The organism is Xenorhabdus ehlersii (assembly GCF_003610465.1).
GTDB classification, from domain to species: Bacteria; Pseudomonadota; Gammaproteobacteria; order Enterobacterales; family Enterobacteriaceae; genus Xenorhabdus; species Xenorhabdus ehlersii.
Genome location: NZ_RAQI01000001.1, coordinates 695,117 through 720,641, shown reverse-complemented (window position 1 = coordinate 720,641; position 25,525 = coordinate 695,117). Strand labels below are relative to the sequence as shown.

The following is a 25,525-nucleotide window of genomic DNA, read 5'->3' as shown; positions in this document are numbered from 1 at the left end:
ATTCTCCTTATAAAAAAATCCTACTGATGATCTTTACGGGGTTACTTTTTCTTTCATCTGCAAGGCCCACAGTCGGGCATAGAGTCCACCTAAGGCGAGCAATTGCTCGTGGCTACCCTGCTCAACGACTTGCCCCTGATCGAGTACCAAAATCCGATCAGCATGGCGCAAGGTATTGAGGCGATGAGCAACACTGATCACAGTGCGGCCTTGAGCAATGTGCTGCAAGTTAGCTATCACCGCCGCTTCCGATTCATAATCCAAGGCACTTGTGGCCTCATCCAGCAGCAAAATACCGGGATTAGTGAGCAAGGCTCTGGCCAGAGCGATGCGCTGACGCTGTCCACCAGACAGGAGCACGCCCTTCTCACCAACCTGGGTGTTATATCCTTGTGGCAGGCTGCGAATAAATTCGTCTGCCCCAGCCAAAGTTGCTACCTGAATAACTTCAGCATCACTGGATTGCGGCCGACATTGGCGGATGTTTTCTGCAACAGAGCCTGAAAACAGTAAACTCTCTTGTGGTACGACACTCATGTTGCGACGCAGCTCCACCGGATCTGCAATCGCCAGGTCGATCCCATCCACTAATACTTGCCCGTGTTGGGGAATATAAAGGCGCTGTAACAACCGCGTCAGGGTGGATTTGCCCGAACCTGATGGCCCTGTAATACCAACAAATTCACCGGGACTCATTTCGATATTGAGGTTACGTAATACTTCCTGACCTTCCTCATTGTAGCGAAAGCGCACACCTCTGAAGCTCACCCCACCTTGTAATCTGGGGATTGAAGCCAGACCTCCGCTACCGCTTTCTCCCTCTTCATCGAGTATGTCACCGAGCCGGTTCAGTGAGATTAAAGTGTGTTGAAAGTCCTGCCAGACCTGAGCTAAGCGCAGGATCGGTTGGGTAACGTGCTCAGAAAGCATATTAAAGGCCACCAGCTCCCCCAGACTGAGCTTTCCCTCCATCACCATAATAGCTCCCCACCACAGTAGCAGGGCGGAGGTCAGTTTCTGGATCAGCCCTATCCCTTGTCCGGCGAGGAGTCCTACCACTTTGGCGCGAAACGAGGAACGAACAAACGCAGATAGCTGGTGCTCCCAACGGCGCGAGAAACCCGCCTCAGTAGCACTGGTCTTAATCGTTTCAATGCCGGTAACTGATTCGATCAGGAAAGCGGTGTTGTCAGCCCTTAACTCATATTCCCGCAACACACGGGAACGCAGCACAGGTCCAACTACCATCCAGAACAGGAAATAGAGCACCAGAGAGCCGAGTACCAACCATGTTAGCTCAGGTGCATAGAAGAACATCACAGCCACAAACAAGCCGACAAAAGCCAAATCCAGTACCATCGTCAGTGCCGAACCGGTAAGAAACTGTTGTATCTGGCTCATTTCGCGCACTCTGGCGATGATTTCTCCCGTCTGACGCTGCCGGAAATAGTCCATTGGCAGGGCGATTAAGTGCTGATAGAGACGACTGGAAAGTTCAGCATTGACTTTACTGGCAAGGTTAGCGAACAGCCAGGAGCGGAGAAAACTATAAACTGGCTCGCACACGGCCAGGATAAGCATGGCAAATCCTAGCACCTGTAGACTTGACAAGCTGCGACTGACCAGAACCCTATCGATCACATTCTCGAACAACATGGGGGTGACTAAGGCGATCAACTGTAGCATCAAAGACACGAGGAGAACGTTTCTGAACTGGGCGGCATGTTTACGAATGGAAGGCATAAACCAGCCAAAGCCGAACTTCTGTCGTTTCGGTTGTTCAGTCGCTTCCGCCAGCAACACCACCCTGCCTTGCCAATGGTCGGCGAGAATAGTCCGAGGATAGTGCTTCTCTTTACCCACGTTTGGCTGATACAGGACAACAAACTCACCTTCAACCCTTTCCAGTACTAACCAACCCTGTTCTGTATCCAGTAAGACAGGAAGGGAAAGATGTTCGAGACGGCTCATATCTGTGGTGATATAGCGAGCCCTCAAACCGATCCACTGGGCACAACGGCAAAGATCTTGGTAGTCTGTGCTCCCCTGAGTACGCCCGAGACGGTGACTCAACAACTTCGGCTCCACCGCCACATTGAAATGGCGGGCGGCGTAGGCCAGAGCCAAAAGACCACTATCTACTACTGTGGACTCATCTCCGTTAGATGGCTCTGATAGGGTAGATTCAATAGTTGGCATTATCGTTCCTTCAATGCTTCGGACTGGTACTGTTGCAGCGGACTGATCAGGTAGTCGATCACCCGTCTATCCCCGGTACGGATTTCGGCGGTAACACTCATACCTGCTTGTAATGGGACTTCACGCCCATCCACTGCGATAGAGGTTCGTTCCATTCTAACCCGTGCCGGGAATACCAGCCCCAGTTGCTCATCCTTAACTGCATCCTTAGAGACATGAGCCACTTTGCCCCGTACGGTGCCATAACGGGTATAAGGGAAAGCATCGACCTTAATTTCCACCGGCTGACCTGCGTGCACAAATCCCACATCCTTGTTCAACACCATCACTTCGGCTTCAAAGCGCGTATCATCAGGTACGATCACCATCAGTTGTTGGGCCGATTGCACTACGCCCCCCAGCGTGTGGATCGCCAATTGCTGCACCACACCATCGACCGGTGCCCGCAGAGTATACAATCGCAACCTCTCGCGGGTTTTAATTAATTGCTGTGCCATAACAGCAATTGCAGCCTGCGCTTCATTCAACTGATCATAATATTCACGGTTGATCTTAGCCAGGTAGCGCTCTCGGCTTTCCTGCAATCCCTGATATTGCTCTTCAAGGACAGCCAATTCGGCATGTTGTTGAGAAAGGGAACGCTCTACCTCCAGCCTTTCTCTCTCTTGCCCCAGTAGCTCAACTTTTGATAGCAATTTCTTGGTGGCCAGAATCCGGTGCGCTTCAAGGCGCACCTTGATATTGGCTGCAAGACCCTCCAACGCAGAGATATCGGCACGACGAGCATACTGGTTCGCTTGGTTAACCTTCATTTCGCCATCCAGACTGTTTAGATTGGCAATCACTTCTTTCCAGGTACTCGCCAGATGCTCTCTCGCCTGCATGACCTGTGCTGGCGGCGTACTTTGCGGAACCACAAAACTCTCAATAGGGGTATCGGTCAACAGGGCCCGTAACCTCGCCTGTTCCAACTGTTTGAAGTTCAGCTGCTCCTGCAACTCCTTCAATTCAGCTTCAACGCCTATGGTATTGAGTTTGATAAGTACATCCCCCGTTTTTACTCTCTGGCCGTCGCGGACCAATATCTCCGCAATTTCACCGACTTCAAAGGGCTGAATTACCTTCGAATTGCTGGATACAAGTAATTTCCCTACAGCATTAGCATGGATATCCAGGCGACCAACAATCGACCAGATCAAAGCGATTAGAAGTAACAGAGTCAGTGCCCCCGCAGTGAGCCTTGCCCAAGGTGCCGGAGGGCGTTCAACTATCTCCAGATAGCCGGGTTGAAACTCGTACTCGTCACGGGTACGCTTTGGTGCCTTGGGTGCATAACGTTCTTGACGCCAGGCCAAAAGTGCGGCTTTCAGGTGCCTGAATGACATCACACCACCTCCTTCCGTAATTCCTGTTGCAACTGCCATAGTCTGGCGTAGCAACCTCCCTTAATCAGCAACTGGTGATGGCTGCCCGATTCAGTGATCTGGCCCTGTTCTAAAGTGATTATGCGGTCACAATCACGCACCGTAGACAGGCGGTGAGCAATGGTGATAACGGTGCGTCCCTGGGAAATCTCAGCCATATTGGCCTGGATTAGGGCTTGAGACTCATCATCAAGGGCGCTTGTCGCCTCGTCAAAAATCAAAATTTTGGGATTAGCCATCAGCGCCCGAGCGATAGCAATACGTTGGCGCTGCCCCCCGGACAGAGAGCTACCCGCTTCAGCCAACACAGTGTCATAACCCAGAGGCAACTGGAGGACAAAATCATGAGCACCTGCTAATTTGGCGGCTGTTATCACTTCCTCCAACGAAGCAGTGGGATTCTTGAGTGCAATGTTATGGCGCACACTGCGGTTGAACAGGTAATTCTCCTGTAACACAACCCCGATCTGGCTACGTAAGCAGGTAGGATTTAGTTGATGTAGAGGCATGCCATCGATCAAGATCTCTCCTCCATCTGGAGCATAAAGTCTCTGTAGCAAGCGGGCCAGGGTACTTTTTCCTGAACCGGAAGGACCGACTATTCCCAAGGACTCGCCAGCCCTGATATGCAGAGTTATTCCTTTCAATACAGGCTCTTGATCGGGTTGATAACGGAACACCAAATTACGCAGCTGTAAATCACCGTTGAGCGGCGTCTGGGGATAAATATCCCCCTGTGTCTGCTCAACAGGCAGGTTGAGCATGTCGCCCAGTTTGTCAACAGCGACTCTGGTCAGGACAAACTGCTGCCACAGGTCAATCAGCTTAGCGATAGGTTGACTGATATGTGACACCATCATATTGAACGCGATTAGCTGACCAATGGTCAGCTCCAGAGCAATAACCATATTCGCCCCTAACCAGATAATCCCGACACTCGTAACCTTCTGTAGCAACATTACCCCGTGGCTGACGAAACTATTAAGAACCTGAGTACGAAAACTGGCTTCAACCATATTTGCAGTCTGGGACTCCCAACGTCGCTGCATATTTGGCTCCACTGCCAGGCTCTTGATGGTTTCGACACCGCTAACAGATTCGTTCAGAAAGGAGGTATTGCAGGCCGCAGTCTGGAACTGCTGTTCAATCCGCTGTTGCAGCGGTTTGGAACTCAGCCAGGCCAACAAGAAATAGAAGGGTAATAACGCCAGCACCACGCAAGTCAGAGGTAATGACAGCCAGGCCATTACCCCGAAGAAGACAAAAGTGAAGGCGACATCCACGCACAAAGTCAGCATAGAGCCAGTCAAAAAGTCACGAATACTGTCAAGCTCTTGCACCCGAGTGATGATAGAGCCCACCTGGCGGTGCTTAAAGTAGAGCAAAGGCAAACCCAGCAAATGCCGGAATAGTTTAACGCCCAAGGCAATATCGATACGGTTAGCGGTGTGAGCAAACAGGTATTCACGCAACCCTCGGAGTATCACCTCGAACACCCCTACCACTATTAGCACTATCACCAGCACATCCAAGGTGGACAATGCCCTGTGTACCAACACCTTGTCCATCACTACCTGAAAAAGCAAAGGCGCCACAAGAGCGAGTAGTTGCAGCATCAGGGAGAAAATCAGTACCTCACCGAGGAGGTGGCGGTGATGAATAAAGGCAGGAATAAACCAGGAAACATCGAACCTGTGGCAACCTTCCCGCAACTGGATCACTTCACAACTCCATCTGGCTTCAAGCTCCTCAATAGGAAGTATTTCAGGTGAAGCAGAATAAGGAGACTGGATCAGAGCCTGATCAGGAGCAAGGCGTACTAATACAACAAATCCTCCCTGTTTATCTCGAAAGGCTAAAGGTAGCTGTTTTGGCGTTAGCTTATGGAATTTTAAACGGCATAAGGCCATATCAACATTATGTACTTTACCGTATTCTTTTACTGCAAATTTCAGCTTGCTATCAGAGGATAAAGAAGGCGTTTCTTGAGCTTCACCTTTAATCAACTGCAACAATAATTGACAACAGTCAAGGGCAGAAGACACCGTATCGGCAGATATATTGTCCTTATCAATCGCAGCACCCATCATGTGATTCCATTCTCATATTATTGGAAAAAAAACATATTAGTAAGATGGTTAATCCATATTAACTAACGATATCTATATGGCTGTGGAAAAAATTTTTCATAATCAAGATAACTCAAAGGTATGATCACCATTGATGATAATTATCAATACTATAATTATTACCAACGTCAATCCAGAAAAATAATTACCTTTTAAATCAATAAATTAATTTAAAATAGCAATATTTGTTATTGGATTGTTTTTTATTTCCGCCTGTTTTGTATCTAAATATGGTGCAATAAATAAACCTCGAAAAAAGACTATTTATTGGCAGAAACATCCATGAAAGATATAAGTCAGCAATAATTGTCATGTCCTGCTACAGGAGACTATATAACATCCCCTTGTACCAGATAGGTTGGATATATGACGATGATTAAACAACGATTAAATGCCCTTCTCCATTACATTGATAAACATATCGATACATATATGGATGGAGAAAGTTTGAGTAATATTGCAGCTTGTTCCAAGTACCACTTTCACAGATTATTTTCCGCAACTTATGGTATCGGTGCTGCTGCATATATCAGGCAAATTCGATTGAAAAGAGCTATTTATGAGCTGGCGTATAACGATAATTCAGTAATCGATATTGCTCTTGCATGTGGATATGAAAGTCCTGAAGCCTTTTCCAGGGCGTTCAAAAGTTCAGTTGGTCAAAGTCCTATTGAATTCAGAAAAAAACCTGATTGGTCTGTCTGGCACAGCCACTATCAAATCATAAACAATATTAGGACTAAAATTATGAATGAGAAATTATCTCCTGTTGAAGTAAAAATCGTCAACTTTCCAGAAATCCCGGTAGCAGTTATGGAATACAAAGGTTCACCATCAAATATTGGCAACACAATTAGGGAGTTCAAGGAGTGGAGAATAAGTCACAAATTATCCCCAGAGCGTTACCGAACTTTTAATCTTGTTTATGCAGATCCTGCAAACATTGATCCGCAAGAGTATCAGTTTGATTTGTGTGTAGAGGTTTCGCCGAAGTTTGAGGTTAAGCACGCAAAAATCATACTAAAAACAATTCCATCTGGAAAATGTGCTTATATCAGATACACTGGTTCAGATGATGGAATAACCCCCATAGTTAATTATTTGTATACAAATTGGTTATCGGAACACAATCAAGAAGTTCGGGATTTTCCGCTATTTTTTGAACGGGTAAAGTTGTTTCCAACTGTGACTGAAGCCGAAGCTGTCACTGATATTTATCTGCCTCTAGCGTAAGACGTCTTGTAAGTTAGCTTGTATATATTGGCTTGATGATAGTTCCAGTCTCTTAATCAGATGCCTCCGATTAAGAGGCTGGTTACTATACATTGCCCTGGTGTAGGCGAGTAACATTTTAATTCAAAATAATGAAAATAATTTGTCCGCATAGAAGGAGAAGTGTTTCCCTAATCTAACGACCAGACAAAATATAAATTTTATCTTATGTTTTGATAACGAAATTAATACACCAGACAAATATCAAAATCAACATATAAAAATACAAATGTTGATTTTTATGGTGAATAAGTGTGTCATTATTTAATGATGAATAAACAAAAAACAAACAAATAAAAGTAACCTATTGATATTATTAAATATTACTTAAACAATGATATCCGTTTTCAACAGAAAGGCAAAAACCAATAATATTATTTACCTCACATATAGCATGGTTATTAACCACTAAGTTGTATAAATATTCACATGATAAATCTATGTGACAAGGGAGTTCTCCCATATCTAAACCGTTCTTCCACTATATCCCCAATGATTATCCAATTATCCAGACTCTCTCTATTCGATTCTTTGAGATGAAACTGCTGCTGTTTTGGATCGAAACATAATTTAGGATTGTTATTCTGGTAATTACCTCTCCTGATTATTAATAAGTCTCCTGAATTATGTTTATCTGATAAATCATCCTCAAGTAAAACGGCAACAATATTAGGCCCTGTGCCAAAATAATAGGTCAGTTTCCTTCCAATAATTAGGGAGCCTATCTTACCGTCCAAAAATTCAGAAGTAATACATTCAGATTGCATAAATAATGGAACAGCACAGGGATTCATATTCCCTTCATAAGAAACGATCCCATCCAAACGCTCTTTTTCTGCGATATCAGTTGATTCTATTTCACTATATGATATGCCAAAGAAATTGGAGATTTTCTGTATTGTGGAAGAGTGAACGTTTTGAACCCTATCTTCTAAGATATTATAAACAGTTGTACGATTAAGACCTGTTTGCTCACAGAGCGATACTCTTGTTTCCCCTCTGGAATCGAGTAAATATTGCAAGTTTTTTCTCAGGTGTTCCATTTTTTGCTTCTTATACATACTCACGCCCAGAAAAATATATAACTAGCTAATTTATATGATTTTTTAGACTAAACTCTTTTTATAAGAGCAGGAAAGGGTGAAAAACACTCTTGCTATTGAACAGTAAAAATGATAACAGTTTTTTCTTGGATACAATTATTTAATATAGAAAATATTAATTGAGTAAGTTATATTTTTGGATAGGTTAACAAAAATAGATAATAAATAGCATAAAAGCAGACAAAAACAGATGAAATATGACTTAAACCGATATTTTAAATTTCAACTTACCAATTACCTTGGGAAATTAGCCTTGATGAACATGGAATCAATACAAGTAAAAACATAAATACAAACGTCCTTATTTACAATGAATAAACTAACAATTATTTGAGATAGAGATGAGTTTATCCTATAAAAATAATGAACCCTATTTCAAGGGACTAATTGCCATGATGGAACATCTCAGCGATCCTTGGGGTATTAAGGATATGGACTCCAGACATATCTATATGAATAAAGCGGCTTATCTTTACACCAATACACCAGAATACTTTGACATTGAAGGTAAATTAGACTGTGAATTTCCAACTGATTGGTCTGACGACCAATTTTCACAAGATCTCAAAGAGCATGACCGGAGAACTGAGGAATCAAAAGATAGGGTTTCCATTATCGAAACACATTATTGGTACGGAAAAAACAGTTTGGCCCCTTTCATCAGTGAAAAATTTCCCGTGTATAACGATGAAAAAGAGTGTATCGGGATAGTTTGGAATGCTAAGCCATTAAGTAGCTTCTCTCCCTTAAAATACATTAATCGCCACAAACCCAGCATACTCACTACAGAAGCGACCACAGACCTGTTTACTCGTAGTGAGCTGGATATTATCTTCTTCATGCTGCAAAGACGCTCAAATAAGGAAATTGCTCAAATATACAACGTTAGCCACAAAACGATAGAAAATAGAGTTTATAACATCTATCAAAAAGCGAACGTTCATTCACTCCAGCAATTTGAGGAGTTTTGTAGACACCTACAATTAGATAGCTACATACCAGAACGTCTAATTGAAAAAGGCATTCTATTTCTCTAAAAGAAGTCCAAAAAGGTGATGGTAATACTAAAAATTGAGCACTGTCCACTGAAGCGGGTGCCACAAACACAACGTGTATCACTGTTAAGCGTGGCTATTGTGCATATGGGCATGTTGACGGCATTGGATCAGTTTATGCTTGGGGCTATACTCGGTAACTCTATGGCTTTGATCGATGCCTTTATTGCTATTTGCATCGGCAGCCTGATCTTTGGCATTGTCACGTTTGGACTCGGTTTTGCAGGAATGCGTGAAGGCTTATCCGGCAGCCTATTGGCGAGGTGGTGTGGTTTTGGCCGCATAGGGTCTGTATTAATTGGCCTCGTGGTTGCAATCAGCTTATTAGGCTGGTTTGGTATCCAAAACGCAATTTTCGCCCATTCCCTTAATTTTGCCTCCGGCGATAAACTCAGGTTTGGCTGGGCTGCGGCGTTCTCTGGCACTTTGTTGACAATACTGATCGCCTTTGGCTTTAAGGCATTGCGTTTTACCGCCAGAATCGCTGTTCCTCTGTTTATTTTGCTGATTGCTTATGTCTCCACTACCGTACTGTCAGGTAATACTGGTCAACAGCTACATGAAATTATCAAATTACCTCATTCTGGTGATACCTTAACCATTAGTGCGGGTATCACGATCGTCGTAGGTGGTGCGATTGTTGCAAGTTTAATGACGCCTGATCTGACTCGCTACACCAAATCAGGCAAGCATGTTTTTGGGATCACCTTGCTGACCATTATTGCAGGAGAATTTGTGATTAATGGCCTGGCTATTCTTATCACAAAGGCCCTGAATACGTCAGATGTTGTCACTATTATGTCGCAATTGGCTGGAGGAGCAGGTCTTTTGGTTGTCGTTTTCTCCACATTAAGGGTCAACGACTTGAACTTGTATTCTTCATCATTAGGCATTATCAGCGCCGTAGAGGGTATTACTGGCAAAAAACTCCGTTATCCTCCAACGACCATCGTTATTGGAATATTTGGAACGCTACTTTCTATTCTGGGTATCCTGGAGCGGTTTGTGGATTTCCTGACTGTGTTGGGCGTTGTTTTTCCACCCATTATTGGGATTATGTTGGTTGATTACTATATTCTGCGTTCCCATCGCAAGATATTAGATAAGAGCCGAGAACAAGACGCACTTCCGTATGAAACACCAACTATCGGCTGGGCTGCCATTATTGCCAGTGTTATCGGCAGCGTGATTGGTCTGGAGGCAGAATGGGGTGTTCCAGCAATTAATTCATTATTGCTAGCGAGTTTAGCCTATGGGCTATTTAAGTCAGTTTGTGAACGCAGTTAGCATAATGTATCTATGATATTGCTCCCTAAACGGGAGCAATACCTAACGGCTAGCATGTTTCTCCGCATATTCTTTGCCATTAACCCATTGATGATCTTTTTCCCAGGTAAATAACCACTTGCGTGTCGGGCCAGCCATAACATTGAGGTAGTAACTGTCATAACCCGCGATGGTCGCCACGGGATGATACCCTTTTGGCACCATCACCACATCCTTGTTATAAACCGCCATGACTTCATCCAATAAACGGTCATCGGTATAGACTCGCTGGACACAAAAACCCTGTGGTGGATTCAGGCGATGGTAGTATGTTTCTTCCAAATAAGTTTCTTGTGGCTCATTGTCAGTATCGTGCTTGTGGCTAGGATAAGAACTGGTGCATCCTTCATCAGTATAGACTTCAACAACCAGTAGACTATCCGCCGGTTGATCATCTGGCAGGATATTGTGAACATAGCGTCGATTATTACCATTACCACGCTGTTCAGCCTCAATATCTTGTGGGGCGATTAAGCGGGTGGGATAACTGCCTTTTCCTTTCGCCTGACATACAGCCAGTTCAAGTTGAGTTTCAGCAATGATTTCCATCGTTTCATTAGGTGCAACATAGACAGCATAAGGCTTTTTGCGCTCAAATGGGTCCATGCGCTCCCCAATTTTTTCAAACCGTTGCTGAGGCGTCACTACCGTAGCTTTTCCTGCCACCAGCACCAAACACGTTTCATTTTCCGAAGCGGGTAAAGTGATAATTTCCCCTACATTCAGTTCATAAACAGCAAAATGCACATATCCCCAGTCTGCTGTTTCCGGCGTAATATGCTGCGTTCGTTTGTCCTGATCTGGTACGTGGTATTTTGACAGTAGTTTAGACATTTAACTTCCTCCCAATCTCCGCGTTTAAACCAATCCCGCTTCTCTGGCAAATTTATGCAAATTGAGATATCCCAGCGTGGCATAAGTCAGTGGATGGGCAACAGCGGGATCTTGTTCTGCTTCAACCACCAACCAACCGTGATAGTTATTTTCTTTCAAGATCGCAAAAATGGCCGGATAATCGACGCAACCATCTCCTGGTACGGTAAAAACACCACTCAAGACCGCATCAAGGAAACTGGTTTTACGGTTTTTGACATCTTTTAACACGTCAGGACGAATGTCTTTGCAATGCACATGATTAATACGTTTGCACCACCGTTTTGCCACTGTTAATGGATCATCCCCCGCAAAGGTCAAATGCCCGGTATCCAATAACAATCCCACTTCTTCACCTGTATTTTCCATCAGGTTATCGATATCTTCCGCACGTTCAATCACCGTTCCCATGTGATGATGATACGCAACCTGTACACCTTGTGATTGAGTATAACGGGCAAATTCTGTCAGTTTTTCACCATATTCCTGCCAACGCTCTGCCGGAAACAGTGGACGAAGATGCACTGGTTTCCCCTGATTGCCATGAATACAATGGGTCACTTCGGCAAACACCATCACTGTAGCCCCCAATTCCCGCAACAGGGTCAAATGCGACTGAACGGCGGCAATCTCTTCTTCAACACTACGTGTCAGAAGTTCAGCGGAATACCAGCCAGACACGAGTTTCAAATCATGAGCGGCCAAAATGGGGCCTAAAATCTGTGCCTGACGAGGGAATTTATTGCCCAGCTCAAAACCTGCAAATCCTGCTTGTCGCCCTTCTGTCAGGCAAGTTTCCAACGGTGTTTCTGCCCCCAAGGATGGCAAGTCATCATTGGTCCATGTCAAGGGGTTGATGCCAAGTTGAACAGCCATGAAGATTCTCCTGTAAGATGAAAAAAGTGATGTTCTATTCCCTTTGTTATTCAGCTATCCACGCTGACGCCAATAATTAATCAAATTGTGATAGTTAGTTTTTATTTTCTGGATAAACGTTTCATCATCTATTTCTCCCGCCAGCCATTGCAGTGACGGTTGACCAAATAGCGTTCTGCCAACGGCAAAACCTTTGACGATAGATTTACCCGCCGCGGCATTGAAACTGGCCTTTAAGATCGTTTCCGGTGCATCAAGGCCAAGGATCACAACCCCACGACAATAAGGATCACGCTGTTCAACTAATGCAGCGATTTGATCCCAGGTTGCAAATTGCATCGGTGGCAATTTCCACCAGTCTGGCTTAATGCCAAGATTGTAAAAACGCTGGAGCGCTCGCAGATAAAGTTCATCAGAATTAGGCATATCTACTGGCAAGATAACTTCCAGCAATAATTCATGACCAGACTGACAACAGGCAGCATAGACTTCTTGTACAGTTTTTTCCTGTTCCAGACGCAATGGGTGATCATCTTCTGGATGAAAGAATACTAAACATTTCACAATATGTTCCTGCGGCCAACTCACTAATTGGGAACCAATATCACCATGTTCGAGACAAAGCGGTCGGGAGCCAGGCAGTTCAATCGGACGGCCAATCCATAATCCCTTCCCTGTTGCAGCATTCAGTACATCTTGACCGAAACTACTGTCACATAATATCCCCGCTTTTCCTGCCAAATGGGCTTCAATGCTGACTTCCTGACAGGCACGGAACAGTAGTTTTTTCAGTTGCGGAATTTGATCAAGACCGGCATTCACCTTGCGTGCCATTTCGACAAACTGGATACGATGGTCAAATGCCATGACACATAATTCATTCCATTGTTTGTGGCGACTACCAACCCGATGCAGGTGATTGAGATGTGGATCTAAATCTGGATATAGTACTTCCGTTGCTCGCATTAAATAGTTATCCAGCTCCGTTTTATCTGGCATAGCGGGCGCGCACCCATGACGGGAAACAACCAAGGCTCCACAAGCATTGGCATAAGTGCAAGCCTGTTCCCAACTTTCGTTATTAAGGTAGCCACGCAATAAACCAGACATAAAGGCATCCCCAGCCCCCAAAACATTCAAGACTTCTACCTCGACGCCCCGTACAGTGACTCCCTCGTCTAAGGTATCGGGAATATTGGCAGTAAATACCGAACACCCTAATGCACCACGTTTGCAAACCAAAGTTGCAACCGTCAGTGTTCGTATTCGACGCAAAGCTTCGACAGTATCCGTAGAGCCACCAGCAATATGAAATTCCTCTTCAGTTCCCACAATCAAATCAAATAGGGAGAGCACTTCCTGCAATTGTGCAGTCACTTGCTCTGAGGTGATATAGCGAGTTTCACCGTCACCCAATGAGGTCAATCCCCACAATACCGGCCGGTAATCGATATCAATGACAGTCTTGACACCATTGCGGCGGGCGTAAGTCAGTGCAGTCAGAACAGCATCACGAGTTTGTGGGTGAGAAAGGTGAGTTCCGGTGATCGCCAGACAACGGGCAGATGCAATATAGTCTTCGCTGAAATCATCTCGGGTGATCGCCATATCAGCACAATTATCGCGATAAAAAATCAGTGGGAAAGTTTCGTTATCTTTAATGCCGAGTAAAACCAAAGCCGTAAGCCGCTCTTTGTCAGTGATCAAATGGCTGGTATCACAACCCACCCGCTCCAATTCTTCACGCAAAAAGCGTCCCATATGTTCGTCACCAACCCTTGCCAGCATTGAGGATCTTAATCCCTGACGCGCTGTTCCATAGGCGACATTCCCTGAAGAGCCACCTAAGTATTTTGCAAAGCTTGCCATGTCTTCCAAACGGGAACCAATTTGTTGACCATACAGATCAACCGCAATACGTCCCATGCAAATCACATCCAATTTTCTATGCTGTTCCATTGATTCACCTCTTACCGGATATGCTATTTTACTGAATGCCTTATAGGGAAAATCAGTTTTTATTTCTCCGATGCACCTGTTTTGTCTGATGTACTTGCCACTACTGGATGTTTAAATAACTCCCTGCCTATCTGGTAGAAAACATAACCCAATATGCTGGCGGCAAATACATAATAGAGCGCCATCACATAAGCTGGCACGTTCTTAGCAAGGAAAACATACATGGAAACAACAATCAGTGTAATAAGGTATCCTGCCGGTTTAACCATCGACCAAGGTGTAATATCCACCTGTTTTGTATACACTTCTTGATAAGATTCAGCAGGGAAAAAATACCCAATCGTCAACATGAAAATGATATTCAGGACAAACAGAATGCCAACCAGATGGAAGAAGTGAATATTGAAGTTCAAGATAAAGTGACAAATGATGTAAGCCGACATACCAAACAACAACCCCAATTTTGCCGCGATCGGGGGAACCCGTTTTGTCATTAGCCCAACCAGAACTACACTGAGGATCGGAGCATTAAAGATCCCCTGTAGCTGCTGGATCAAGTAGAACAAACCATCAGGTGCGTTAGCGACAAGTGGGGCAATGAGCATCGTTGCCAATGCAAGCCCGATGCCTAAATATTTACCGGCTGTCACAGCTTGTGCTTCAGTGGCATTCGGGCTGATCCGCGGCTTATAAATATTGACGGTAAATAATGTCACGGAAGAGTTGAGGCCACCGCTGAATGTCGAAAATACAGCTCCCACAACCACCGCGGCAAAAAAGCCAACCAGAACTTTGGGCAATACCAGTTGCACTAACGCAGGATAGGCATTATCTGGATTATCTATTTGGCCATTGAAAATATGGAATGCAATTATCCCTGGTAAGATAATAATGGTAGGAATAATGAGCTTAAATAAAGCACATAACATTACGCCTTTTTGCCCTTCCGCCAGATTCTTGGCGCCCAGTGATTTTTGCACAATGGATTGATTGGTACACCAAAAGAACATATTGGAGATAAGCAGCCCCGTGAACAGGGTCGAAAATGGAACAAGTGAATCTTCACTACCGATAGAATTAAACTTCTCTGGGTGAGTCTGATAGACATCAGTTAATCCTTTCCATACACTGCCATCTCCCACATACAACAGGGCAAACACCGTTACCATCAAACCGCCCACAATCAAGCCTACGCCATTAATGGTATCAGCAACTGCAATCGCTTTGATCCCACCAAAGATTGCGTAAATTGCCCCCAATCCTCCCACTCCCCAAACCATGATCCAGAGTGCTGTGGTTTTATCGACCTGAAAAACCCGGGAAACCTGAAACAGACTTTCCAGAGCAATCGCTCCGGTATACAGAACGATAGGTAATAATGAGATCACATACATCGCCAAAAATAGGATTGAGGTAATTAGCAACATGTTTTTATCAAACCGACGTTCAAGATATTCTGGAATGGTCGAAATACCTAATTTCAGATATTTCGGCAAAAAATAAATAGCAAATAGGACAATAGTTAAAGCCGCAATCACTTCCCAGGCCATAACAATGAATCCAGTTCTGAACGCCAGCCCATTCAGGCCGACCAGATGTTCTGTAGACAGATTCATGAGTAACATAGAGCTACCGATATATATTCCAGTTAAGGAACGCCCGCCAAGAAAATAACCTTCGGTCGAATCACTTAAGTGTTTGTTTCGCGTTTTATAATAAGCAAACCCGGCTACCAATAAGGTAAAACCAATAAAAGAAAGAAAAGCTAACATATACCCTCCCCCTGATTAACCGTTTAGAGCCATATAGTTACCTCCCCTGAGGATTGGCTCCTTTGCCACCGCCTCCTGAAATCTTTGGATACAAAACGGTCTGCCACGGTTATGGCTGCCGGAACAGATATGTGATTTTTATGAAATAAATGTTCCAGTAATGTTTGTTATTGAACCTTATCGTTATAGTTTGATTTCTTCACCGGATTGCAGGGATTCGAGCGCCTTGTCTGCCAGGTATAAAGCCCGTTCTCCATCAATACCACTCGTCTCAGGCATTACCCTGCCAGTCATGACATCAACAAAATGGCTCCATTCCGCGATGTATGCGTCACGGTAACGTTGTAAAAAGAAATGCTCTGGTTTCGCGGTGGTACAACCGTTTTCTCCCCAGAATTCCACACTGTTTTCCTTTATATTTCCGGCAGTCAGGAGCCCTTTTTCGCCATGCAGTTCCAATCGTTGGTCATAACCATAACCAGAACGACGGCTATTAGTGATGGTTGCCATTACCCCCGATGGAAATTTCATAACAATAAACGCAGTATCGATATCACCCGCCATACCGATAGCTGGGTCAACAAGATTGCTTCCCTGGGCATAAATAGCACATGGTTCTTCTCCAATGATAAAACGTGCCATATCTAAGTCATGAATGGTCATATCTCTGAACATACCGCCAGATACACGAACATATTCAGTGGGTGGAGGAGAAGGATCACGAGAGATAATAAGCAGAGATTCTGCCTTGCCAACGGTTCCGGCATCAAACAGGTTTTTCAGCCGACGAAACTGTGGATCGTAGCGACGATTAAACCCGACAAACAGAGGAACTTGACACGCTTTTACCGTAGCAAGGCACTGGCGAACCCGTTCAAGATCAAGGTGAACCGGTTTCTCACAGAAAACCATTTTATTGTGTCGAGCGGCCAGTTCTATCAGATCGGCATGGGTGTCCGTTGCTGATGCAATCAGGACACCATGAACATCAGGATCTGACATCGCTTCTTCGGTGGTCTGTATTTTAGCCTGATATTGGTCTGCCAATGCCTTAGCACTTGTCAGATGTGGATCTATCACAGAATAGAGGCAAGTTTCTTTATGGTTGGCAATGTTAACAGCGTGAACCTGCCCAATTCGCCCAGCGCCAAATAATGCAATATTGAACATGAATGCTCCTTGATACCTTAGTATCTGCTTTTTGGTGTGGATGAAAACATATCAAATAAAATATTTATTTCAATTTTGTTTTATTTGAAAATTTTATTTTTTAGAGCTGGCTCATATAACTTTCATCAGGGAGCACCTTGCCAACAATTTCCTTCATGATTTATTTCCAATATTTATCAATTTAGGTAAATTATAGTATTTTCCCGTAAATATGATTTTTAATAAATTAAAAAAGCTAGATTGCCATTTTTCATAAAAATATTTTCTAAGGCGATGTATACAAGATTTCTTATATAGAAAAAATGAGTTTATCTGCAAAAAATAAAATTTTTTGAACATATACATGCGTTATTAGTTAGCCAAAGAGGAACATTATTGGCAGAAGAATATTTTTCAGGTCATGACGAAGTATGGGGAGAAGATATTGGTAAGATAGATTTCAATAAAAATACCTTACATGACATAAGATCAGTGACAAAAAGTATTGTCTAAGGAAGGGGATATCGTTTTACGTGGGAATAAGATAGCCACTATGGGAGAAAATATCTCTTCAGCATACTTGGCACCTTGAATTCAGTTATTCCGCAATACCTACAACAAAATCAGCCGAAAAGTGATCGCCCACGTTTTTGGCCCAAGAACAAAGAAGACATTGATACATTTGATGGCCTTGCTGATCCCTTTCAATGTTGTGGTTATATGACCGATGGCTGGAGAGAGTATGAAAGATGGTTCTTTCTATTTCCTAACTCACTATTTTCAATGAGTTTTATTTCGTATCAGGGCGGAACTTGAACCCGCACAGCCTTTAGGCCGAGGGATTTTGAATTCGTTGTTATTTTAAATAAAATCAATAGATTAAATTACTTACTCCTAATATAAACCCTCATTAACACCCTTAAAAACCAATCGGTTACGAGTATTTTTCCTTCGTAATTAGAAATAAAGAGAACGTAAAATGAACAGGAATTGTTTGCTTACTGCTAATCATTTCTATGCATTTTCTAATTGAGAGAGGAAAACTGCCACCTCTACAATGCAACAGTTCGCTGACTACATTGATAGGATATCGGGAGTAATGTGGTAGTCCACTTTACCAATGGATATCAGGGACAAAGGCATATGCGTATCCGTTCCTCATGGAGTAGGTGTTTTCATCACCCAGTTGACTCAATGTAACTTATCATATACGATAACAAACATCTTATCACAAATGATAAAGTAATATTGAATCTCGAATACCTATCATATATGACAAATACGAAAGGTAAACATGAGCTGGAATATTGATTTTTACCACGGAGTAATGGATAGCATTCTGGATATGCCCCCTAAAATTCAAGCAAGAATACTAAAATTACTCGAATTAATGGAACGGCATGGTGCTAACCTTGGGTCACCACATACTGAACCTATGGGTAATGGCTTGTTTGAGCTACGAGCAAAAGCACAAGAAGGTATTGGACGCGGCTTATTCTGTTACCTTGATGGCTCGAATATCTGCATTCTCCATGCTTTTGTTAAGAAGAGCCAGAAAACGCCTAAGAAAGATTTAGACTTAGCCAAAATCCGTATGAAAGAGGTGAAAAAATGAGTCAATTACAAGCCCTGAAAACTAAAGCATTACAAAACCCAGAAGTGAAACAGGCTTATGATGAGTTAAATGATGAGTTCCAACTCATCAACACATTGCTTAGTATGCGAACTGAGGCGAAATTAACTCAACAGCAAGTTGCTGATCGAATGGGAACGAAAGAAAGCAACATTTCCCGGCTGGAAAAAGGAAAAAGCAACCCAACTTTGAATACGCTGGTAAATTATGCAAAAGCCTGCGGTTTTCAGCTCGATTTCAGCTATCGGCGCAACAGTTAAGTCTCACTATTATTAGCCATCTTAATGATGGCTTTTTTATCCTCAAAACTTGCCAAATTCTGGCAGAAGAAAGTGACTACCGCATATTGATCCTGAACATATGTGGGAAGAACATAAAATCCTGCTAATATAATTAACCTGAGCTTCGTTTAAGAAGGGAACTAAAGCGCCTGAGGTACGATCAAAGTTTTTGTCAAAGAAAACAGAATCGTAGGACTCCTCAGGCTATGACTACTTTAGAAGAACTTTATTGCTGCGTCGATGACTTCTGCCAAAAATTTATCCCTCTCTGGCATCAACAACTTATCGAGAATGGATGACGTCAACGTAAGCGCTCCTCTTCCCTTTCTCTCAGCGAGGTCATGACGATCCTCATTTTATTTCATATGAGCCATTACCGGAATTTTAAAGGCTTTTATCTTGAGCATGTCACCCTTTATCCCTTTATCTGCACAAGGAATTCCCGGGGGTAGTCAGTTATACCCGTATGCTTACGTTGAAAAAAAGAGCACTTATTCCCCTGTGCACATTCCTGTCATCACGTCAAAGCCAAACCGCAGGCCTTGCGTTTATTGACTCAACCAAAATAGCGGTCTGCCATAACCTGCGTATTCCCCGAAACCGGGTCTTTGACGGCGTAGCCCGCCGGGGAAAAACCAGTACTGGCTGGTTTTATGGTTTTAAACTTCATTTGCTTATCGATGATTGCGGGGCACTTTTAGCGGTCAAATTGACGCCCGGTAATACGGATGATCGTCAACCGGTTAAGACACTATTGAAGGGGGTAACCGGACATGTATATGGCGATAAAGGTTATCTTTCACAGGCACTGTGTGATGAGCTTGCCGCAGAAGGGATTACCTTAGTCACAAATATTCGTAATAATATGAAAGCCAAAGCGTTATCGCGTTGGGACAGGCTGATGTTAAGGCAGCGTTTTCTCATCGAGACAGTGATTGATCAGCTGAAAAACATCTCTCAAATAGAACATTCAAGACACCGTAGTGTACTAATACAGCTCACTTAAGCAAATCAAGATAAGTCATAATCGTCCTCAGGGCAAACGGGTCTAAATTATACTGACGTAAAACCCACCGTGAGGACTTTCAGCATGTAACTATTATCCCATCCTGCTTTCTGACGCTTAGTTTTCACTCCTACCTTTACGGTTTTCTCATTTTTCAGCAGGTTAAGGGCTATTTTATTTACTAAAGCGATATTTTCAGCAGCATGACCGCTTCTCAGACGCTGGCTGTCTTCACCAAAACTCACATCCAGCTGCCAGTGCAATTTATTTTCAATATGCCAATGGCTACGTATCGCTCCCGCAATAAAGTCCGCCGATTTATCACGATGACTGGTAATATAATAACGTCGGGCGTAACTCTCGGGTTTTCCCTGCTCTTCACGCCAAGACTCCACCACCGCGATGCCACCCAGTGTGTGCCACTGAGGATGTCGTTCCCGTAACCAGTGAATATCGTTAACCAGCCACAACTGACGCTGTTCGATACGACCGTGATCGCCTCCTGTACTCCGGGTTTGAGCGTGGGGGATCCCCCTAAAACTTTTTGCTAGCTGAGTATCTAAAAAGTATTTGATATCGTCATGAAATTCACCCTGATTGCCTTTTAATGCCAGAACATAATCAGCCTGCTCCCCGACAATCTGATCAGCAATTTTGTACTGACAGCCCATTGCATCAATCGTGACAGTGGAACCTTCAATATCCAACAAGGCCAGCAAGTTGGGGATTGTGGTAATTTCGTTCGATTTATCTGAGACTTTCACCTGACCAAAGCAAAGTTGATTCTCAACTGACCAGGCGCTAACCAGATGAAGCGCCGGTGCACCATTCGCTTTGTCAAGCGTACCCCGCAATGTTTTGCCATCCAAGGCGATAATGTCATCAGAGAATGTGGCTAAGCTCTTCACCCATTGGGTAAATGCGAGTCCAAATTCTTGGGGATCAAGCCGGTTTATCACATCGTTAAAGGTATCATGACTGGGAATGCCATTAGGAAGAGCCAGAAATTGCCGGAACCAATCTTCTTTAGATTTACCGTATTCTTCAATCGCATTGAAACCTTCACAACCGCAGATTACGGCACAGATCGAGATAGTCAAAATGTCGATGAGTGAATATTGTTTAGTCCGGTTAACACGCGGATCAGTGAGGTGTCCAAAAGCATTGCTGAGGGTTGTGGCTTGCATGGCAGTTTCTAGGATTATCATTGATGAGGTGCTAATGATAAATCACAAACGGCGATTATTCCTATTTCTCTGTACTGAATATACTCCGCTAATCATATTGAGCAATTTAGACCCGTTTGCCCTGCGGATCCTATGGATTTCCTTGTCAAGTTAGCGTTTGGTATTTACCCTCTTTAGGGTGAATCAATATCATGTCACGCATAGCGCCATACCCGCTAAGGATGCCACCTGAAATGAGGAGCAACCTAGAAGATAAAGCACAATCCTCAGTGAGGAGCTTGCAGCAAGAAATTCTTTTCCGGCTAGAAAGGTATCAACAGATAGAATCACTTATTTCATCAGCCAATAAAAATAAAGGTGATATCAAAGGTGATATATATGACTACATTGCAGAGCTAATGAGAAAAGCTAATTCTGTGGACGAAAAAATGAAGAGATAAACAAACTAAAAAAAGAAATAGTAGAACTATACGGATCGCTGAAACTATCAGAAACTGATAGGTTTATGAAAATCAGTCAGCAATCGCAAGTTATTGAAAAATTGATTGATGCGTTACCTCCTCATTATAACAAAAAATTCCCGTAGGTATTGTTTTCGGCTTCCACCATTGGTGGATGTTAATAATAATCAACAGGTTATTTAGCTACCGACAAATTTAGCGGTAGGGCTAAGGCAGGATTCCGCCTTAGGTCAAAGGTAACTGCCGTGATCTCGGTAGTTAAGAAAGAAAATATGCAGATTTACACTCAGTACTATATGCTCAAACTTGAGCGCATCTATCAACCTACTGATTTTATTCAATTCCGTCGATTCACCGGAATTAAACCTGACCTACAAAACTTTCGTAGGTACCAACAAAAAAGCCCCGTGATGGGGCTTCGTAAGCTACATAGATAACGCCTTTAAGACATGAAGCGGATCTTTCTCTATCGCCTTTAACAATGCTTTTGCTGGCCCTGTTGGTTCTCGTCTTCCTTGTTCCCAATTACGAAGGGTTCCAACGTTAACAGAGATTAATTTAGCAAATCCCGCTTGGCTTAAGCCGGTTGTCTGACGAATGTTTTTTACCTTCACTGCCTCAATAGTTGTTTCACGAGAAGCAGCACGTTCGCCATTCATGATTTCGTTCATCTGTGTCATGCTTTCAGTGAGTCTGGAAAATAATTTGCTATCCATTGTTACCATCCCTCATTTAATGCTATCAAGACTTTCTTTTCTGACTCGCTAAGGTCATCTTTAATGCCTTTTTTATAAATCAGCAGCAGTCTTATATGTGAGACATCGACCTTGTGATAATAAATGACGCGTACACCGCCACGCTTACCTTTACCTCTGGATGCCCATCTAACTTTACGTAAGCCCCCAGTGTGCTGGATAACATCACCCGCAGCGGGATTGTCTGCAAGATATTGCTGAAACTCGCGATATTCATCATCACTTAACAGCTCTTTACAGTCTTCGGTGAATATAGAGGTCTCAATGAATATCATGTTTCAGTACGCCATTGGTGTATGTATAGAATGATAATAACACTCTTATCGTATAAGTCAATGGCGTATGACGAGAAGGTTTGGATAGTAAAAGTTCCTTATGGGGCTATTTATGGGATGGCTCTACTGGCTGGCTCTGGGTTACGGTTGGTTGGGGCTGTGATGTAGCGCCTTTACTAGATATTATCCAACTGGATGCAAGCACTACAGCAGACATAATAACTGTTACTAGAGCCAACCCTATTGATGTCGTCCGTGGAAATGCTTGATTTTAAACCATCAATTTTGCCTTCAACACTATCAATCTTGCCGTCAACTTTCGCTGATAAAGATTGGATTGCAGAGTTGATATTAGCAAGTTGAGTATTTTGCTGCTCTCTCCACTCCGCCATATCTTTCTTCATGGTCGCGGCGACAACATCAACCTCGGCTTTGTTGGCTTTTAATAGGGCTTCAAGTTCAGTCTTGGTGAAGTTTTCTGACATACCTTCCTCCCCTTGTTTAACCGATTTTTCGGAAGTTACTTTTTTAGACTGGAATTGATTTCTTGCTTTGATAATTTTAGCAGTGTCTATATTAATAACTTTATCACTATTCATAAGAATATTCCTCACGGAATTCTCCCACATAAAAGTATGCGTCTTTTTCGTCAATTATTTCATGATTGCTATTTTTATCTTCTAAAAGACCGTCGTACAGGCACACTTTAATTAGATATAGACCACTTTTATCAAAAGTAACTTTCTTAAATCTTTCAGTAAGAACAAAGGAAACGTTATTTTCAGAGAAAAATATTCCAGACATGTTATCTATGCCTGCCTCTGCTATGCCATCATCCATGAAATCTACTTTCTGGTTACCGTCCGCATGATAAATAAATGACTTTGAATGAAAGTTGCAATCCAGATCTACATTAACACCAACAATGCAAGAAAAATCAATTTGTTGTGACTTTTTATCCATCAACAGATAATTTGCTGGCTTACCAAGCATTTCATCAGCATCCGATGAGACATAGGTAAACATAATTTTACCCCGCTTATCCATAACATCACCCAATATTAAACATTTCTCATATTTAACCACTGAGCTAATGATAAGTGTTACTGATTATTTGATTAGCACATCCAGAAAGTGTGAAGAGGGTTACAAAAGTCATATAAAACCAAGGACGGCTTAAAGCCCCTGATTGGGGCTGTTATTTATTGCGATTATCTGCCAATTCATTATTCCAATACTTTATTTTTCTGATAAATGTCTCATGAACTTCACTAGATGGTGTCGTCATGAGAAATTTCGTGCAATAATAATGCCCCATCATTCCATCATAAGAGTTGATTAACCATGAGTACACCTGCACACCGCCGCCACGATATTTCAGATCGCGTCTGGAGCCTACTTGAACCTCATTTGCCAGGACGTCAAGGCGCTTGGGGGCGTGTAGCTGAAGATAATCGGCGTTTTATCAATGGGGTGTTTTGGATTTTACGGACGGGTGCGCCTTGGCGAGACCTACATACTGATTATGGTGACTGGAAAAATACCCACCGCCGTTTTTGTCGCTGGAGAGATAAAGGGATATGGGAAAAACTGCTCGAACAATTGGTTAATGACCCCGATTTCGAGTGGTTAATGATTGATGCCAGCCATATTAAGGTTCATCCTGATGCGACAGGCGCTAAAGGGGGTAATCAGGAGATGGGGCTCACAAAAGGGGGCTCAATACCAAGATACATTTGGCCGTGGATGCGCATGGTATGCCGGTCAGAATTGTTATTACAAGCGGTACCCCAGCAGATTGTTCACAAGCTGAGGCCTTAATTAAAGGACTCGATGCAGAGCATCTATTGGCGGACAGGGGCTATGATAGCAATGCAATAGTAGAAAAAGCGAAACAACAGGGCATGCAAGTCCAGATCCCTAGCCGGAAAAATCGGAAGGTCGCCAGAGAATATGATCGTGAACTCTATCGGCTTCGCCATTTGGTTGAAAATGCTTTCCTTCATCTTAAGCGCTGGCGTGGTATAGCCACTCGCTATGCAAAAAATAGCGCGTCTTTTCTTGCCGCAGTGCAAATCCGTTGCCTTGTCCTTTGGCTGAAAATCTCATGACGACAGCATCTAGCGCACTCGTTCTTTTGCCAACAACCACACTAACAATGAACACGACTAACACATAAATCAAAAATCCCCAAATAGGCTCCATCTGACTATGACCCTCATTAAGTTAACTTTTAACATCACTCAATATACGATGCCAAATGAGGAAAACCCAGAAAGAGGGGTTTTCACGAAAGTAAAATTCATAATTTCCAACCGCAAGCTTTGGAAACTTCTTTTACAACCTCATTTATGTGGTCTATTTTGAACTCGGCGACTATTTGAATCTTGCCATATGGTTTGTACCCAACAATGATATTCTGTTTACCGTATATCTTTCTTATAAACTTCAGTGGCTTTGGAGCAAAAGCTGTGTCATTACTTCCGCCTATTTCCCAATTTTCAGTTATTACATTTTGTTTATCTATTCTAAATGTCACCTTGGTGTAATCTTCACTTCCTAAATATTCATCTGTTGCAATATAGGCTTCAGTTGTATTTTTACCACACCGTAATACTAACGCTCCTTCTCCATCCTCTGGCGACAAAGAAGCAAAATAATCTACTTGATCTGTGAGTTTATTTACTTCTTTTATGATAAACCATTTACCAAGATTTTGATATTCACTCGCAGTTGCAGCAAAAGGCAATAAACAAACAAAAACCAATAATAACTTCTTCATCACAACCC

23 protein-coding genes and 1 pseudogene are annotated in these 25,525 nt (G+C 43.1%); 9 read left to right on the top strand and 15 right to left on the bottom strand.

Annotation, left to right across the window (positions count from 1 at the left end; genetic code table 11):
- Window positions 1-33: 33 nt before the first annotated feature.
- Genes BDE27_RS03470 through BDE27_RS03460 form a run of 3 tightly spaced genes read right to left on the bottom strand, consistent with a single transcriptional unit; the run spans window position 34 to window position 5,713 of the window.
- Window positions 34-2,199 carry a type I secretion system permease/ATPase gene (locus BDE27_RS03470; protein ID WP_099133906.1) on the bottom strand — a complete coding sequence of 722 codons (2,166 nt, stop codon included), beginning with the start codon at window positions 2,197-2,199 and terminating at the stop codon, window positions 34-36.
- A complete protein-coding gene (locus BDE27_RS03465) occupies window positions 2,199-3,584 on the bottom strand; it encodes an HlyD family type I secretion periplasmic adaptor subunit (protein WP_099133905.1) in 1,386 nt (461 codons plus the stop codon). Before BDE27_RS03465 ends, BDE27_RS03470 begins: the two co-directional genes overlap by 1 nt.
- Window positions 3,584-5,713 (bottom strand): type I secretion system permease/ATPase, encoded by a 2,130-nt coding sequence (locus BDE27_RS03460; RefSeq protein ID WP_099133904.1) that lies wholly within the window; start codon window positions 5,711-5,713, stop codon window positions 3,584-3,586. Before BDE27_RS03460 ends, BDE27_RS03465 begins: the two co-directional genes overlap by 1 nt.
- Window positions 5,714-6,118: 405 nt before the next feature.
- On the opposite strand from BDE27_RS03460, the gene BDE27_RS03455 reads away from it, so the two are divergent.
- On the top strand, window positions 6,119-6,985 hold the full coding sequence (locus tag BDE27_RS03455; RefSeq protein ID WP_099133903.1) for an AraC family transcriptional regulator: 867 nt from the start codon (window positions 6,119-6,121) through the stop codon (window positions 6,983-6,985).
- A gap of 464 nt (window positions 6,986-7,449) precedes the next feature.
- On the opposite strand, the gene BDE27_RS03450 is transcribed toward BDE27_RS03455, so the two are convergent.
- Complete coding sequence (locus BDE27_RS03450) at window positions 7,450-8,085, bottom strand: helix-turn-helix domain-containing protein (protein WP_099133902.1); 636 nt, start codon at window positions 8,083-8,085, stop codon at window positions 7,450-7,452.
- A gap of 383 nt (window positions 8,086-8,468) precedes the next feature.
- On the opposite strand from BDE27_RS03450, the gene BDE27_RS03445 reads away from it, so the two are divergent.
- Complete coding sequence (locus tag BDE27_RS03445) at window positions 8,469-9,164, top strand: helix-turn-helix transcriptional regulator (protein ID WP_099133901.1); 696 nt, start codon at window positions 8,469-8,471, stop codon at window positions 9,162-9,164.
- Between the two features lie 24 nt (window positions 9,165-9,188).
- Window positions 9,189-10,469 carry a cytosine permease gene (locus BDE27_RS03440; RefSeq protein WP_099133908.1) on the top strand — a complete coding sequence of 427 codons (1,281 nt, stop codon included), beginning with the start codon at window positions 9,189-9,191 and terminating at the stop codon, window positions 10,467-10,469.
- 42 nt (window positions 10,470-10,511) lie between these two features.
- On the opposite strand, the gene iolB is transcribed toward BDE27_RS03440, so the two are convergent.
- From iolB to iolG, 5 genes are all read right to left on the bottom strand, one after another.
- On the bottom strand, window positions 10,512-11,342 hold the full coding sequence (gene iolB, locus BDE27_RS03435; protein ID WP_099133900.1) for a 5-deoxy-glucuronate isomerase: 831 nt from the start codon (window positions 11,340-11,342) through the stop codon (window positions 10,512-10,514).
- A 24-nt stretch (window positions 11,343-11,366) separates the two neighbouring features.
- Window positions 11,367-12,257 (bottom strand): myo-inosose-2 dehydratase, encoded by an 891-nt coding sequence (gene iolE / locus BDE27_RS03430; protein ID WP_099133899.1) that lies wholly within the window; start codon window positions 12,255-12,257, stop codon window positions 11,367-11,369.
- A 54-nt stretch (window positions 12,258-12,311) separates the two neighbouring features.
- Window positions 12,312-14,216 (bottom strand): bifunctional 5-dehydro-2-deoxygluconokinase/5-dehydro-2-deoxyphosphogluconate aldolase, encoded by a 1,905-nt coding sequence (locus BDE27_RS03425; RefSeq protein WP_099133898.1) that lies wholly within the window; start codon window positions 14,214-14,216, stop codon window positions 12,312-12,314.
- A gap of 59 nt (window positions 14,217-14,275) precedes the next feature.
- Window positions 14,276-15,988: a solute:sodium symporter family transporter gene (locus BDE27_RS03420; protein ID WP_099133897.1), complete on the bottom strand. Its 1,713-nt coding sequence runs from the start codon at window positions 15,986-15,988 to the stop codon at window positions 14,276-14,278.
- A 183-nt stretch (window positions 15,989-16,171) separates the two neighbouring features.
- Window positions 16,172-17,158 carry an inositol 2-dehydrogenase gene (gene iolG, locus BDE27_RS03415; RefSeq protein ID WP_099133896.1) on the bottom strand — a complete coding sequence of 329 codons (987 nt, stop codon included), beginning with the start codon at window positions 17,156-17,158 and terminating at the stop codon, window positions 16,172-16,174.
- 567 nt (window positions 17,159-17,725) lie between these two features.
- On the opposite strand from iolG, the gene BDE27_RS19775 reads away from it, so the two are divergent.
- From BDE27_RS19775 to BDE27_RS03395, 4 genes and pseudogenes are all read left to right on the top strand, one after another.
- Window positions 17,726-17,953 carry a hypothetical protein gene (locus tag BDE27_RS19775; RefSeq protein WP_244208675.1) on the top strand — a complete coding sequence of 76 codons (228 nt, stop codon included), beginning with the start codon at window positions 17,726-17,728 and terminating at the stop codon, window positions 17,951-17,953.
- Window positions 17,954-18,431: 478 nt separating this feature from the next.
- On the top strand, window positions 18,432-18,752 hold the full coding sequence (locus BDE27_RS03405; RefSeq protein ID WP_099133894.1) for a type II toxin-antitoxin system RelE/ParE family toxin: 321 nt from the start codon (window positions 18,432-18,434) through the stop codon (window positions 18,750-18,752).
- Window positions 18,749-19,030: a helix-turn-helix domain-containing protein gene (locus tag BDE27_RS03400; RefSeq protein ID WP_099133893.1), complete on the top strand. Its 282-nt coding sequence runs from the start codon at window positions 18,749-18,751 to the stop codon at window positions 19,028-19,030. The genes BDE27_RS03405 and BDE27_RS03400 overlap by 4 nt, the downstream gene beginning before the upstream one ends.
- A gap of 227 nt (window positions 19,031-19,257) precedes the next feature.
- Window positions 19,258-20,042 (top strand): annotated as a pseudogene (locus tag BDE27_RS03395) (IS982 family transposase); the annotation flags it as partial.
- Between the two features lie 62 nt (window positions 20,043-20,104).
- Here the strand turns inward: BDE27_RS03395 and BDE27_RS03390 are convergent.
- Window positions 20,105-21,244 carry an ISAs1 family transposase gene (locus BDE27_RS03390; RefSeq protein ID WP_120211304.1) on the bottom strand — a complete coding sequence of 380 codons (1,140 nt, stop codon included), beginning with the start codon at window positions 21,242-21,244 and terminating at the stop codon, window positions 20,105-20,107.
- Window positions 21,245-21,435: 191 nt separating this feature from the next.
- Here BDE27_RS03390 and BDE27_RS03385 point away from each other — a divergent pair, with 191 nt between their 5' ends.
- Window positions 21,436-21,684 (top strand): Arc family DNA-binding protein, encoded by a 249-nt coding sequence (locus BDE27_RS03385; protein WP_099134101.1) that lies wholly within the window; start codon window positions 21,436-21,438, stop codon window positions 21,682-21,684.
- Between the two features lie 446 nt (window positions 21,685-22,130).
- Here BDE27_RS03385 and nadS read toward each other — a convergent pair whose 3' ends face one another.
- The 4 genes from nadS to BDE27_RS03365 form a co-directional block, all read right to left on the bottom strand.
- The gene (gene nadS / locus BDE27_RS03380) at window positions 22,131-22,421 is read right to left on the bottom strand and encodes a NadS family protein (RefSeq protein ID WP_038243532.1); all 291 of its coding nucleotides are present in this window, start codon (window positions 22,419-22,421) and stop codon (window positions 22,131-22,133) included.
- Window positions 22,422-22,423: 2 nt separating this feature from the next.
- Window positions 22,424-22,735 (bottom strand): toxin HigB-2, encoded by a 312-nt coding sequence (locus tag BDE27_RS03375; RefSeq protein WP_099134103.1) that lies wholly within the window; start codon window positions 22,733-22,735, stop codon window positions 22,424-22,426.
- 176 nt (window positions 22,736-22,911) lie between these two features.
- Window positions 22,912-23,334 (bottom strand): hypothetical protein, encoded by a 423-nt coding sequence (locus BDE27_RS03370; RefSeq protein ID WP_099134104.1) that lies wholly within the window; start codon window positions 23,332-23,334, stop codon window positions 22,912-22,914.
- A complete protein-coding gene (locus BDE27_RS03365) occupies window positions 23,327-23,782 on the bottom strand; it encodes a hypothetical protein (protein WP_099134105.1) in 456 nt (151 codons plus the stop codon). Before BDE27_RS03365 ends, BDE27_RS03370 begins: the two co-directional genes overlap by 8 nt.
- A 297-nt stretch (window positions 23,783-24,079) precedes the next feature.
- Between BDE27_RS03365 and BDE27_RS03360 the strand changes: the two genes are divergently transcribed.
- A protein-coding gene (locus tag BDE27_RS03360) for an IS5 family transposase (protein ID WP_099134150.1) occupies window positions 24,080-24,846 on the top strand; the annotation gives its coding sequence in 2 pieces (ribosomal slippage) (window positions 24,080-24,455 and window positions 24,455-24,846; 768 coding nt in all).
- Between the two features lie 191 nt (window positions 24,847-25,037).
- Here the strand turns inward: BDE27_RS03360 and BDE27_RS03355 are convergent.
- Window positions 25,038-25,517, bottom strand: coding sequence for a hypothetical protein (locus BDE27_RS03355; protein ID WP_099134128.1), 480 nt, complete (start codon window positions 25,515-25,517; stop codon window positions 25,038-25,040).
- Window positions 25,518-25,525 lie beyond the last annotated feature (8 nt).